The sequence below is a fragment of the Shewanella sp. P1-14-1 genome (assembly GCF_001401775.1).
Taxonomy (GTDB): Bacteria; Pseudomonadota; Gammaproteobacteria; order Enterobacterales; family Shewanellaceae; genus Shewanella; species Shewanella japonica.
Map to the genome: position 1 here is coordinate 50,032 of NZ_LKTL01000023.1, position 15,161 is coordinate 65,192.

8 protein-coding genes are annotated in these 15,161 nt (G+C 40.8%); 2 read left to right on the forward strand and 6 right to left on the reverse strand.

Features of this window, described 5'->3' with window-relative positions; all coding sequences use genetic code 11:
• Nucleotides 1–220: 220 nt before the first annotated feature.
• The gene (locus tag AN944_RS16265) at nucleotides 221–562 is read right to left on the reverse strand and encodes a zinc ribbon domain-containing protein YjdM (RefSeq protein ID WP_055025696.1); all 342 of its coding nucleotides are present in this window, start codon (nucleotides 560–562) and stop codon (nucleotides 221–223) included.
• A 479-nt stretch (nucleotides 563–1,041) separates the two neighbouring features.
• On the opposite strand from AN944_RS16265, the gene AN944_RS16270 reads away from it, so the two are divergent.
• Nucleotides 1,042–3,744, forward strand: a complete 2,703-nt coding sequence (locus tag AN944_RS16270; RefSeq protein WP_144430210.1) for an EAL domain-containing protein — start codon at nucleotides 1,042–1,044, stop codon at nucleotides 3,742–3,744.
• Nucleotides 3,745–3,840: 96 nt separating this feature from the next.
• Here the strand turns inward: AN944_RS16270 and AN944_RS16275 are convergent, their stop codons facing one another.
• A complete protein-coding gene (locus tag AN944_RS16275) occupies nucleotides 3,841–4,890 on the reverse strand; it encodes an alkene reductase (protein WP_055025698.1) in 1,050 nt (349 codons plus the stop codon).
• Nucleotides 4,891–5,208: 318 nt separating this feature from the next.
• Nucleotides 5,209–5,466 (reverse strand): TIGR02922 family protein, encoded by a 258-nt coding sequence (locus tag AN944_RS16280; protein ID WP_055025699.1) that lies wholly within the window; start codon nucleotides 5,464–5,466, stop codon nucleotides 5,209–5,211.
• A 302-nt stretch (nucleotides 5,467–5,768) separates the two neighbouring features.
• On the opposite strand from AN944_RS16280, the gene AN944_RS16285 reads away from it, so the two are divergent.
• Nucleotides 5,769–6,491, forward strand: coding sequence for a YebC/PmpR family DNA-binding transcriptional regulator (locus tag AN944_RS16285; RefSeq protein WP_055025700.1), 723 nt, complete (start codon nucleotides 5,769–5,771; stop codon nucleotides 6,489–6,491).
• A gap of 73 nt (nucleotides 6,492–6,564) precedes the next feature.
• Here AN944_RS16285 and hpf read toward each other — a convergent pair whose 3' ends face one another.
• The 3 genes from hpf to AN944_RS16300 form a co-directional block, all read right to left on the reverse strand.
• Nucleotides 6,565–6,921, reverse strand: coding sequence for a ribosome hibernation-promoting factor, HPF/YfiA family (hpf, locus tag AN944_RS16290; protein ID WP_055025701.1), 357 nt, complete (start codon nucleotides 6,919–6,921; stop codon nucleotides 6,565–6,567).
• Between the two features lie 553 nt (nucleotides 6,922–7,474).
• The gene (locus AN944_RS16295) at nucleotides 7,475–11,815 is read right to left on the reverse strand and encodes an alpha-1,6-glucosidase domain-containing protein (RefSeq protein WP_055025702.1); all 4,341 of its coding nucleotides are present in this window, start codon (nucleotides 11,813–11,815) and stop codon (nucleotides 7,475–7,477) included.
• Nucleotides 11,816–11,923: 108 nt separating this feature from the next.
• Nucleotides 11,924–14,896 carry a TonB-dependent receptor gene (locus AN944_RS16300; RefSeq protein WP_055025703.1) on the reverse strand — a complete coding sequence of 991 codons (2,973 nt, stop codon included), beginning with the start codon at nucleotides 14,894–14,896 and terminating at the stop codon, nucleotides 11,924–11,926.
• Between the last annotated feature and the right edge of the window lie 265 nt (nucleotides 14,897–15,161).

Below are 15,161 nucleotides of genomic sequence, written 5' to 3' on the forward strand. Positions count from 1 at the left end.
GCAGCAATGCTAAGCCCTTTTGTTTGGCTACAGATTTATGTTTTCCTGATAATACTAATCAACGCGATACTTAAAATCCCATACCGCATTATGTACCTGCCGCACATACATCATGCTGTTGTATATACATAGTGCTGTTGTATATACTAGTGCTGTTGACTTGGAACATAAAAAAACCTGCACTTAGCAGGTTCTTTTTATTATTATTTGAAAGCTAAATTTAGTTTTGCTTTCTTACAAATTTAGACTTCAGCATCATTTGGCCATGGCCATCTACTTTGCAATCAATATCATGATCAGCATCAACAAAACGCTTAATAACGGCTTTGGTACCTACTTTAAGCACTAATGAAGATCCTTTTACTTTAAGATCTTTAATCAGTGTCACTTTATCGTCTTCAGCAAGTAAGTTACCCACTGCATCTTTTAATATGATGGCATCAGGATCGATGATTTCTTCGTTTGGGTTCCATTCATGAGCGCACTCAGGACAAATAAGTTGCGAACCATCTTCGTATACATAGACAGATTCACATTTAGGACAAGGTGGGATAGCGCTCATGGTCAATTCTCTTTAATCAAAATAAGTGTGATTCAGTATAGGGTTAACTACTCAATCGATATCAGGACATTATAATCAATATATCTAATATCAGCTAGGCAGCAACTGTGCTCTTGTTAACAGCCTTGAGCATTCAAAGGCAATTTTTTCATTTTACAGCTAAGTTAATGCATGAATTTGATGTAATTTAGTTGCAACAGTTTTCCCCTAATTATCTTATGCACTGGCACTTCAAGCAGATAATTCACTCGCGGCAAAAGCAAATCCAATTACTGAATGTTATTTCATTAGTACCTTAACGTTGTAATCGAATTAACTAAAAAATCGCTAATAAAATACTGTTCATGCTGTTGACCTAGCTTAAAAATCAGCCCATATTGATAGATAATTGCTAATAATTACATAAACTTCACAGTTTTCAGTGATTGAGTTTACGTTATAGAATTCAAGCTTAAATACTGTAAAAGTAAGGTTCCTGATTGAGTTTACTTACTCATTATTTACATAAATGGAAGAAAAGGCTTGGGATACTCTTAGCCTTACTTTGCTTGTGGCCGCTACAAACTTGGGTCGTCTCGCTCCTTGCAACTAATGCACTCACCCCTTACGACATAACGCTATCCCTCCCGCTTTCCGAAAAATTAAATCAGCAATTTGGTCTGTCACCTACAAGTAAAATCAATAAGGTATTTGTCAGCGGTAATTTTTCAGACTGGCATAGTGATGATCCCTTTTATCAAATGCAGCTCACAGGTAAAAATCAATGGCAGTATCAGTTACCGCTCCATCCTGGAGATATAGAATATAAACTGGTATTAGAAATTGAAGGGCAAGCGAATCCAACATGGATTGTAGACCCAACTAACCCCAACACAGCAATTAACCCATGGGGCGATGCAAACTCCTTAATAGAAGTTGCCGATTGGCCAAAAGTTGCGGTCATTAGCCAACTATTAACCTTAGCGGTGATTGGCGCGTTTTTATTATATTGTGTGTTAGAACCATTATTGTATTGGTTATTGCACTTAAAAATGCCACTTTATCGCAAACTTATGCTATCTAACATTCTGATTTTAATCTGTATTCAAGTCATTTTTTTCAGCTATCAACTCCACCAAAACAGACAACTCATTAAACTCAGCATAAGTGATACTTTGCATAACATGCATTTGGTATTAGCCAGTAACCAGATTGATTTTAGCCAGCTTAACAATCAAAAAGATGAAATCGACACAGCTATCGATCAGTTCTTCGCTCAGGCAACCACGCGTATAGACAAAAAACAAACCAGCCTATTTCAAATCACTTTATCTGACTTTGCCGTTTTAGATAAAAACGGTGAACTTATTTCGTTGCATCATCGCCTTCAAAATCAATCTATCCAGCTTAATCGAGCCCAAAAGCTCGGGTTTGATAATACGCACGATTATTTTATTAAAGGAATGTGGGCAAGCTTGATCCCCAACGCATTGAGTCAAGCGACGAATGGCCAACTTATTACAGCAAAACGCCCTGCTGCAATTCGTCATGTTGAAACGAATAAAACCCGCCAAAGTGAATGGGTTTTAGGCTTTAGCCAAGTTATGCAGCCCATCATTTCACGTGGGCAGTTACAAGGGTTTTATGGCGGTTCAATTCAGGTCAAACTCTATGGAGAGGAATTACTCAATACCTTATTTTTTCAGCTACTGCTGCTATCTGGGGTCTTGTCTTTAGCCAGCTGGTTATTAATGAGTGTGGGTAAAATTGTCACCTCGGATATATTGACACTAACCAATTGGACACAAAAAATTGTCAGGGGTGATTTAACCCAAAAGCTAACCTTAAATAGCCAAGATGAAATTCAGCAGTTAGGTGATAACTTTGAAGTCATGCGCCAATCCTTAGCGGATAATTTTCATAAAATTGAACAGCAAAACAGTAACCTTTTTAAAGAGGCGTACTTTAACAACTTAACCGGATTACCTAATAGAAAAAAACTGTACGCTGATTTACACCAACATCAAGCCTCCTCATTAATCGTCTTCAATATTAATGACTTTGGGCAAATTAATGATTTTTATGGTGTTAACGCTGGCGATTTGATTATCATTGAAGTGGCCAATAGTTTAGAACTCGTTTCAGCCCCTCATCACCTTTATAAAACTGGTGCTGATGAATTTGTCGTGCTCACCCACTCCCAATTCAATGATGCCCAGTTACAACAACTTGCTGTTCAAATCATTGATTATGTTAGCCATAAAGCCATTGCCATCGACGGTAATGAAATTTATGTCACACTAAGCGCAGGCGGTGCCCACTGCGTCAATGACCAATATACTCAGTTACATCAACAAGCTGATTTAGCAAGGCGTATTGCTAGGCGGCATTTTCAACGATACCAACTATTTACAGCTGAAATGTCTAACCCTGAAGCTTTTGAAGCAAACATGCATCAAAGCCGCATGCTTGTTGCAGCAGTCACCCATGATTGGGTCACGCCCTATGTGCAATTAATTAAGCCAATAACTGAAAACTTGCCACCTAAGTTTGAGTGCTTGATGCGAATATGCTTAGACGATGGCACAGTGTTAACGCCTGCTCAGTTTATGCAAACTGCAGTACGCTCCCGATTATATCCACGTCTAATGGCCGCGATGTTAACCAAGTCTTTTGCCTTGTTTAAAGGTTTACCCTATGCCTTTTCAGTTAACATTTCACTCGAAGATATTGCTGATACAGAAAGGGTTGAGCAATTGCTAAAATTATTAAAAGCCAATCCAGAAACATCAACTCGCTTAACCTTAGAGTTATTAGAAAGCGAAGAGATTACAAATTATGATTTGGTGCATGACTTTATTGAAAAAGTTAAGCCCTACGGCTGTAAAATAGCAATTGATGACTTTGGGGCTGGATATTCAAACTTCGTTCATTTAATGCGTTTGGATATTGATATCATCAAAATTGATGGTTCATTGATCCAGCATTTAGATCAAGACACTAAAGCACAGCACCTAGTAGAAACCGTATCAAGTTTTGCGAAAAAAATGGGCATTGAAACGGTTGCAGAATTTGTTGATTCTCCCCAAGTTCTTGAGCGCGTGAAACACTACCATATCGATTATGCCCAAGGTTTTTTACTCGGAAAACCAGAGGCGAGCATTGCAGAAGCCTTATCCATAAGCAAACTTGAAACGCGCTAACTTATTAACGATATACTCATTAAAAAAGGCAGCCTTGCTGCCTTTTTTAATACGTCTAACTTACCTGTTTAGCAACTTACCATCGCATTGTAGGCATCAAACTAGCTCAGCTAACATGGCATCATCATAAGCAGTCAGCTCTTCTCCACGACGTACCTTGCTCACATAATCAGGATTCGCAATAAACGCCCTGCCAATCGCCAACAAATCAAATTCATTCGCCTCAATGGCTTTATTGCCAGTTTCAGCGGTATAGCTACCAACCCCCACTAAGGTTTGATTGTAATGCTTTCTTAAATACGCGGACGCTTTACCATCTAGGTAGTCAAACTCCATTGCATCATCAAATATTCCTAAATGAATAAAGGCAAGTTGACGAGACTCTAATTGTTTAAGTAGGTAATCAAATACAGCCCGATCGCGGCTATCGGGTTCCATATTAAAATACGCCCCAGGTGATAAACGAATAGCCGTTCTCTCGTGGCCAATTTTAGCCACAATCCCATCTACTACTTCAATGGCAAAACGCGCCATATTTTCTGGTGATTCACCATATTCATCTGTGCGGTTATTACAGGAGTAATGTAGAAATTGATCAATGAGGTAGCCGTTAGCACCATGAATTTCAACGCCATCAAAACCGGCCTTGAGCGCATTGTCTGCTGCGGTTGCATAATCAGCCACCAGCTGAGTAATATCCTCACTGGTCGCTGCTTTAGGCTGTTGATACATTAACTCTCGATTGCGAGGTATTGTGCCTTCTATGCCAATGTTTGATGCTGATAGCACTTCACCATTACCTTCACCAAAAAAGAATGGATGAGCAACACGTCCTGTGTGCCAAAGCTGAGCAAAAATTTTACCGCCTTTATCATGCACGGCCTTGGTGACAACTTTCCAGCCATCAACTTGTGCCTGGGTATAAAGTCCAGGTGTATTGACATAGCCCTGGCCATCGGGACGAATAATGGTCGCCTCACTAATGATAAGTCCAGCATCGGCACGGCGAGCATAATAATCAGCCATGGTTTGCGTTGGAACTAAATCATCATCAGCCATGCAGCGAGTTAACGGGGCCATTAATATTCTGTTGTTAAGAGTCAACGTGTCATTGAGTTTATAGGGAGTAAATAACGAGGCTGGCATAATGCTTCCTTGAAAATGAGATCGTTAATTGGTGTGGTAAATAAGTCACCGCGTTTGATGGCAGTATATACATACTTTGTCTGCCAGTTTAACAACAGATTAAGTTTGTCATATTTTATGTTTAAGCAACTAAACGATTATCTCAAACATCTAGGTCAATGATTCAACATAGATGCTCGTCATAAGTATGAAATGAATATTGAGACTCACTTTTTACAGTCGATTAGTTTGCCTCAAGATTACGAAGAAAGGAGGTAGAAAGTTCAGATTGATTGTCATTAATCAAATAACAATAATTAGTTACGGCTTAAGTGACTTTTAAACAAGGTTTTTTTGCGCATAAACACGCTCGCCCAATGAGTTAAGAATTTTACACTCGCCATCAAGTACAGCAATGATTGATTTACCAGCACGAAACTCATTAGGCAACATCACCCTACCTGTTTCACTTACGTCAAGATCAGTCAACACGGTATTTTTCATCAGTAAACCAACTGGGGCCTCGTAAAATAGCACGGTTACCGTGGCTTTGTTATTATCATCCGTGGTGGCAACTTCCTGGCTAACATCTGTCATATAGAACTCTCTTATTAATGCTGACTTATCAATGCAATCATATCGTTACTTCCCTCCAAGTTTAGCGCATTTTTACTATAGAGGGTTACTCACACAGCTTTGAGTTTAGATGATTATTAAGTCTATTTCCGCATTTTAGTAATCAATATCTTACACAAATTTAACAGTAACTATGTTAAATTGAATGCATTAACCCTATATCGGCTGATCTGTATCAATAGCTATGCTCATATAGACTAAACAGCTGCGATTATTTTTGTTAGAATCAGCGGCAATTTTTCGAAATTTAAAACGAGATCAAGATGGGAAGAGCATACCAAAACCGCAAAGAATCTATGGCAAAGACTGCCGGCCAAAAAACGCGTTTATACTCGCGTTATGGTAAAGAAATTTATGTTTGTGCCAAAAATGGTGGTGTTGACCCTGACGGTAACCTAGCGTTACGCAGCTTAATTACTCGCGCAAAGAAAGACCAAGTACCAGCACATGTAATAGAACGCGCAATCGAAAAAGCGAAAGGCGGTGGCGGTGAAGATTACGATACTGCACGTTATGAAGGTTTTGGCCCTGGCGGGTGTTCAGTTATCGTTGACTGCCTAACCGATAACGTAAAACGTACCTTTACAGAAGTACGCCAAGCATTTGTTAAAAACGATGCTAAGTTAGGTGGCCCTGGTACTGTTGCCCACAGCTTTGATCATCAAGCCGTATTCGTATTTGCAGGTGATGACGACGAAGCCATTTTAGAACTGCTAATGATGGCTGATGTTGATGTCACTGACGTTGAACTTGAAGATGGCATGATCAGTGTATTTGCGCCAATTACTGAGTTTAACAAGGTACGTGTTGCACTGACTGAAGAAATTGCCGATATCAACTTTGAAGTTGAGCACATTACTTTTGTGCCACAAGCAATGACCGAAGTTACTGGTGAAGATGTTGAAACGTTTGACAAGTTTATTAACGCATTAGAAGATTGCGACGACGTGCAAAATGTTTATCACAATGCTGAAATTAATGATTAAACATCATTAGTTAACGGCCACAAAAAACGCAGTCATTTGACTGCGTTTTTTTATTTCGTTAGAAAGTCTTGGACTATTTCAGATCCATCTCTTGCACTCTTTCATAAGCAATTTCAGGCGCTGTCACTTCAGGCTTGGCGTGTAAATCAGCTTTTAGCTGGCCTTTGCGGTGTTTAAGAGCTGCATCAAGTTTTTTACCTGCACTTGAAAGTGCTGGATACATAACAGGATCTGAGGCTTTTGCTGCGATACGACTGCCTTCATAATTTGTCGTGATTTCAACTTCAAATTCGCCGTGTTCTTTTGAGATGATAATATCGAGTGATATTAGCGTTGGGAAATGGCTGGCAATTTTGGTGAATTTTGCGCTAACGTCTTGTTTTACAGTATCTGTAACATCAACATGGTGACCCGAAAGATTTATTTTCATAGATAACTTATCCTTTAATAATATAGCAAGGCTATATACTTCACTTTCTAGCAGATATTTATTCTTACATAAGTAGATTTTGGGGCGTGTGTCCTAGATCACAAGGGCCGTTGTATAAATTTTTGTTAACTTAGCTAACAACCTGCCTTCTTTTAATACTACTGTCATTTTCTTCCTTTACAGCTTTAGTATAGACACAAAAACCAAACAAAATCTGCAACTTTTGTCGTCTTTACATCAAAAATGCATTTATTGTCATTTTTCAGACAATTAGCCCTCTTTTTTGTTTAAATTTCATTCAGAGCAAGCCAGTTAACAAAGTAATATATTACTGTTCGCCCCCTTAAAAGGCGCTTTAAAACCGTTTTAGCATAAATAACATTAGGCTGCTTTTACCGAGAACCCTGCTATTTAACACTGAATTATCCTGATGAAACATAATTAATAAAGCACTACCGACCAGCACGCTAGGTGTCATTCACAACACGTATTGCGGTTTTTGAAAACAAAAAAGCCCAGCTTTCGCTGAGCCTTTTACCATCAACACAATTATCTAGTTAACACTATTAACGGTTAACGTAGGTGAACTTGAACTTGGGCCTGTTACCGTAAAGCGATAAGTCCCAGCTACAGCAACATCAAACAACATATTTGCTCCTTTAGAGGCTAAGGTTTTCATATCGCCTTCAATCACTGCCTCTTCACCAGCTATAGCGCCAAAATCTACCGTTGACCAGTCTCCTGTGGCGATTTTGAACTCGGCAGTTCCAGCGTCAAGTGCAATATCGACAGTATATACAGATGATCCCTGATAACTGAGTGCATCCACTTCACCCCACCCATTCATGCCACCACGAATGTAAACAGTATTACCAGCAAACATATCAGTTTTGTTTACTGTTAATACAGGTTCATTACGATTAGTCATGTCTAGAGTGAAGGTATACATTTCTTCAGTTTCAAAGTTCAGGCTCATATTGCTACCAGAAACAGCTAATGCTTTTTCTGTCCCTAGTGTGACTGAACCATCGGCATCTAAGCTACCAAAATCAACAGTAGACCAATCAGCTGATGCCACTTTAAACTCATGGTTTGCTACAGATACCAAAACTTCTGCTTGATAAATACTACCGCCCATATATGTTAGCTCGTCTGTTTCACCCCAACCGTTCATGCCACCACGAATATAAACGCTAGTCCCCACAAACGGCTCTTCGTTGTATACGGTAAGCACTGGGTTATCTTTATCTGCCGCATTGAGTGAGAACACGTAAGTTGCATCAGTTGAAGCTGTAAAGCTTAAGTTTGCACCACTTGGCGCAAGTTGCTCTGCTACGTCTTCATCTACACCTGCTTCAGCATCTGATACGCCGCCAAAATCAACGGTACTCCAATCTGCTGACGCTACTTTAAAGTCATAGCCACCCGCAGCAAGTGTAATCGCAACACGATATTCACCACTCCCCACATAGGTAAAGCTATCCACTTCACCCCAACCATTCATGCTGCCACGAACAAAGACTTCAGTGCTGCCATAAGGTACAACATCAGGTGCTCCTGCAGTGGCATCAGCACTTAATCCTGTCCCTTGGGTATCTCCTTGGTTTTTAACAAACACAGCTGTGGTATGAGCTGGAACGGTAAAGGTTCCTTCCTCAGTGCCTTCACTAAAGTTTGCACCTTGAACTGTTGAGTCAACTGACATAGCTAACGTTGGATGCAAACTAAAGCCCGTTGCTGTTGAAACAGTATGAGATTGCTCACTATCACTACCATTTATCATCACCACCATGGCATCAACCGCAGGGTCAACATCCACTAGGCCAGCACCATCGTCAACACTCATCACGATAACGCCTTGCTTTTGGTTTTTACCAATATTATGGAAACCAACTCGATCAATAATGTCTTGTTCGGTAGTTAACCGCAGTAAAGGGCTGCTTTTACGTATTGATAAGAACTCATTAAACACGCTTGAAGCAAACTCAATTTCAGACATTGATGGGGCTGAATTAGGATTACCTGCTAGTGCGATAATTTGTTCCATTTTCTCTGCATTATCTTGCTCTAACGGTAATCCAACATTCCAGTTATTGCTTTCCTTAGTAAAGTCGACCCAGTTAAACCAATCACCAGAGTCATAGGTGTTACGATCCAGTGATTTTGACCGCAACATATCACCACCCATTTGGAAGAATGGGATACCTTGGCTCATTAATGGAATCGTTGCTGCTATGTTTTGCACACGAACTCGAGTATCAAGCGACATACCAATGTCATTTGAGTACTGCAAAATATCCCACAAGGTTTCGTTATCATGCTTTGACACATAGTTAATACTGTCAGCAGGATCTAGAGTATAAGCCGTAGGCTGGGTGTTCCAGCTAAAGCTGCTGCCTGTTGCTGTATTACCATTAAAGTCTTTTAAGACGTAATTTTGTAAGTTACCAGCCATTGATAAACGCAGGGTGTCTTGGTCGCGTAAGTAGTCATCTTTTTGCTCCATAGCAAATAATGCACCGCCACGAACTGACTCACGAATACGATCATTAAAGGTACCGACTTCACTGCCTGCCATATTGGCCTGAACAGCTTGTTCAAATAAGCGGTTATCTGCGACTTCACCAAAGTTCCAACCTTCACCATAGAAGTAGTTATCAGGATCAACCGCTTGAACAGCCTCGCGAGCATCTAAAATACTGCTCTTAGGCATATGACCCATCACGTCGAATCGGAAACCATCAAATCCATACTGCTTGGCAAGAATGACCATGGAGTCTGAGACAAACTTATCCATCATTCGATGTTCTGTTGCAGTATTATCACAACAAGTCGATGACTCAATTTTACCGGTAATTTCGTTATAGCGGTGGTAGTAACCTGGCACGACTTTATCAAGTACCGAGTTATCCCAAAGTCCCGACGAACTCGTATGGTTATAGACCACATCAAGTACCACGCGTAAACCGAGTTCATGTAATGCTAAGTTCATTTCTCGCAGTTCTTTAATGCGAGCAACACCGTCAGCATCAGTCGCATAACTTCCTTCTGGGGCAATAAAATGTTGCGGATCGTAACCCCAGTTAAAGCTGTCATAACCACGCATAGCATTAACGAGTGCTTGCGCATCTTTAGAGCCTGGTAATGTTCCTTCTAAAATAGACTGAATAGTTGCCGACTTATCCTGAGTCAAACACGCATCTGCATTGTCATCAATCTTGTCACATAAGGTGCCCAAGGTATCTGAAATATCAACGCGCTCAGCTGGGTCTTCATTGACTGTGGCAATGTCATTGATTGGCAGCAAATGAAAATGTGTTACACCACTTTCAGCCAGCTTTCTAAGATGCTCAACAGGGTCACTTCCCTCTTCAGTAAAGGCTAAATACTTTCCTCGATTAGCTTCAGACGTGCTTTCATCACGTGCACTAAAGTCACGTACATGACCTTCGTAAATCACGATATCCTCAGGATTTGCCACCGTCATAACTTCGTGGCCATCCCAACCTTCAGGTTTTAAATCTGCATCACTCAAGTTAACAAATTGGCTGTAACGGCCATTAGTTGAGACATTAAGTGAATAAGGATCCGTTGACTCGAGTGTTTCAATAGCCTGAGTAACAGGATGATAAACTACTAATTCATAGCGGTAATACATTCTGTCTAGGCTCATATCACCACTGAATGACCAAATACCCGTGTCAGCATCAAGGCTCATCGCTTCTGTAGAGGTTAAGTTTTTCGCCGCATCATAAACCTTTAAGTTTACCGACTGCGCTGTTGGCGCCCAGACATTAGCAATGATGTTACTACCGTCATATATTATGCCTAAATCAGCTTCGTCAGCATCGTTATCACCTGAGGTGTATAACGCATCCAATACTTTTGTCACTTGTACATGACTTGCCGCAACAGGTTTATTATCACTGTCATAGGCCGCCATCACCAATTGATTTTTAGCAATAGACTTAGCTTCTTCTGCAGTAAAATTCGCTTCATAGGCAGGCCAATCAGCTAAATGTGGCACTAAGGCTTTTTGCACATCAGTTAGCTCACTGCTCATAACTTCAACCTGAGTACCACTGATGTTGCCATCATTATCAGCAGCAATTCCAGCTGATGCAGAATGATGAATGACGAACTTAGCAATGCCGTCGGGATCTTCATTCCATACAAAAGTGTTTTGATCTAACCAGTGAGCACTTGCACCAGCAATAGAAAAACCAACATCTAGAATCGGATAATCATACACATCACTTTCACCATGGATGGTAAAATTAGTACGGTTAAAGTTTGCTTCAGGCTCGCCGTCTTCGGCTAACACTTTAAGGTTCATGACTAAGTCACCATCCCCCAGTGCTTTACCTGAACCTTCAGTACCGATATGAACAATAAAGTTGGCACATTCGCCATAGCCTTCTTTAAGATTAATGATCCAATAGGCACCATAATTAGGGTCAATACCATCAAACGAATGACCATTTGCCCAATCAGTTGAATCAAATGGCGGCGCATAGCTATCACAGGTGTCATTATTCCAAGTATGCAGCTTATAACCTGGGTAATTAGGGTTAGAATCAGTATTATCGTTATCTTTGATTCGGTTGTAATACAACACAGCTTGGTTTTCACCAGCGTAAGCTACAGGCTCTGGTAGCTCAGGGTTATAGCCCACAATACAGCTTTCATTTTTTGCATCTGGAAATTTAGGTGCAGGACAGCTTAATGGCGGCGGTGGTACACATTCGGTGCCCGCTGCATTAGGGATATTCGGTACATTACACGTTAACAGCACTTCACCTGGCTCAGATGAATCCCCACCACCACAACCTGCAAGCGTCGCTATACTGGCAGCAACTGCAGATAATTTCACGACTCTAGAAATACTCATCATGAGTGACTTCTCCCCATAGAATGTTGATTAAATTGCGTCATCAGTTTGTTGTTATTAATTTGATGACCCATCACACGAATTAACTGGATATTGTTCTTATTATTTTTGTTACATGGCATAAGTGAACCCCAAGTAAAATTCGCGGCCAAAGTACTGAATGGTGCCGGTTTTGTTTTCAGTGCCGAAGTAACTTTTAGTTGGCTCATCGGTTAAGTTATTCACTTGAAATAACACTCCTAAACCATCAGTCACTTGGTAAGACGCTTGATAATCAAGCACTGTTTCACCATCAAAGTTCACCACTTGTTCGTTAATGGCGACTTGCTCAGATACGAAATCATCACGGTAACGACCACTTAAACGAGTTTCGAAGCCTTCGTAAGAGTAAAAGAGCGTGGCGCTGACCACACTGTTAGATAACCCAGGTAAATCTTGCGTTGCCGTGTCACCACCTAAGTTAGTAATGGATTGCACTTCAGACTCGGTGTAAGAGTAACTGGCGTTAAACCCTAGCCCTGACCATCCTGCTGGTAGTGAAGCAAACACTTGGGTGTAAGCTAATTCAAGACCACGAATATAGCCGCCTTCAGCGTTATTGACTGCTGTGGTGTAAGTACCGTTAGTGGTTTCAATTTGCTCACCACTATCTTCATCAATAATGTAATCAGGGACGTTAAAACCGTTACCTTTAAAGTCAAAGTTATCAATCGCAATCGTGTCAATGAATGAGTCAATATTCTTATAGAAGACAGCAGCGACGACAGCCCCTTCATCAAAGTAATACTCATAAGATAAATCGTATTGATCTGCATAGAACGGCATTAAGAATGGGTTATTGGTACTTGAACCATTGATTTCACCATCATCTGAAACCGATGCACTGATATCGCCAGCTAAGCGATTAATCGGTGGGCGAGACATCACTTTTGCAGCGGCAAAACGGATCTGTGAGTCATCAGTGACTTTAAAGTTTAAGTTGATAGAAGGCAGGTAATCGGTGTAATCAACCCCCTGAACCGTTGGCGCATAGTTTTGGTTGATAATGCCAATTTCATCAGTAATATTCTGCGCACCTAAAGTCGGATCTCCTTCTACATTTTGAAGCATGGTCGCTGACTGGTCGGTATTAACCACACGAACACCAAAGTTACCCGTAATTGGTAATCCACCAATTTCCGTATCAATGTTTGCCATGACATACCCAGACAAGACTTCTTCATACACCTCGCCACTTTGCAGCACTGACCAAGAATAGTTAGTTGTGTAGCCTTGTGGATCGATGACTCCACCCGCATTACCCCAAGTTTGTACAGGTTGTGGCGTGCCATCTGGGAACCATGCATTTAACGCTTTATCTAAATCAATGGCTAAATAAGAAGGGAAATATGAAAAGTCACCATCCCAGTCAACAACCGTTGTCATATCATCGGTAAGTTTGAGTGGCGGCTCAGACTTTGAAAATGCACCATCATTACCGTATTCAAATACTGAGCGATCGTTTGAGTAAGTGCGATCTGAATAGCGTGCACCAAATTCTACACTTGCGATAAAGTCATTCTCTAACTCATAAGTAAAATCTACTCGGTATGCTTTCACTTCATCTTCGTTTTCAAACGGATAAATACCGTATTTACTGACCATCACTCGGTCGATATCAGAAAATGCATCCGCTTGATTAAAGCCAACATCGGGTAAATCTAAACCATTTAATAAATAACTTACTGAGACATTCTCATCAAAAATAGGCGCATCCGCATTCGCATCAACAGCGACATTTGACCAAAGTAAGCCGTTTCTGAAATCACTTTTAGCCGCTGATAACGACACATCGACATTGACGTTTAATCTGTCTGTTACCTGCCAATCACCATTGATACCAAAGCTGTCGACCTCATCAAAATCTTGGTTATCATCATTGACGATTTCGACACGAGTGTAGCTTTTAGAAGTGCGGTTAAACGTGCCGCCGATAACTGAATTACCATCATAAGTTGGATTTGAAACACTGGCATCGCGGCCGCCAAACTTGGTACGAAAACCACGAGCAAATGATTCGCTGTCAAAGCGGGACATAAAGGCATCAGCCTTTAACACAAAATTATCTACTGGTGCCCACTCAATGGCGGCCATGTAACCATTTCGAATTTCAACACCACCTAGATGTTGTACCTCAAAACCTTCACTGATGTATTCGTTCGCAGGGTTATCTTCAGGTCCATTGGTATCCCCTTCAATGCCGTCAACATCCTTGGAATCATTGTAAGCAAGGCCAATAAATTGGGTTGCGACACTCGGCTGTTCAAGACGAGCGTAACCCACTGCCACACCTAAGGTATCCTCTAGGAATTTACCTTGATATGAAAAGCTTAAACGAGAACCAAAATCTTCGGCACCGTACACTTCATCGGCACGATCGTTATACATACCACGCACATTGGCAGTAAAGTTATGTTGTTTATCTTTGCTTAGAGGACTGACGGTTGTCAGCTCAACAGTACCCGCAACACCGCCTTCAATAAGGGAAGCTTTAGGCGACTTGTAAACCGCTGCAGAACTAATTAATTCAGAAGGGTATTGGTCAAACTCAATACTACGAGAACCGCTCGTTGATACTTGTTCACGTCCATTTAAGGTTGAAAAAACAAAGCCACCCGACATACCACGAATGTTAATTTCAGCAGCTTGACCACCAGTACGTACTGCAGAAATACCAGGTAAACGGGTCAATGCATCGGCCATTGAAACGTCAGGTAGTGCACCTAGGTCATCGGCAGATAATTGCTCAGAAACGGTATCCCCATAACGTTTTGAGTTAAGTGAATCAATCAAACTACGACTATAGCCTTTCACACTGATCCGCTCGATGCCAGTTTCAGCTTCCGTATCATCCGCTTCATTGCTAGCTAACGCATTTGTGGGTTGTGTATTCTCTGTGGCACTCACTTCGACATCAGCTGTCGAAGATTGAACCGTTTCAGTTTTTATCTCATCGGCCGCAAATGCGTCATTAGGAGTCAACATAATACTGACTCCTGCCGCTGCTAGCGCTAGTGATAACACACTAGGTTTACAATTGAACATTGAATTTCCCCTCACCTTACTGACTTTATAGTCACCCAACATTCAGTTATACGACTCAGACTAATGGAATATCAGGCATTATTATCGAGTTATAGTAGTCATGGATAAGTATTAGTCTCAATTTTTTGCATACGTATTCATAACAAACCATTAACAAACAAATTCAAAAACGCTTACATAAGCGAATGAATTAATGTGCAAAAAACAAACAAAGTGAAATGCAAAGGTATTTTTACGAATACAATAGAATTGAATTTTCTAAGCT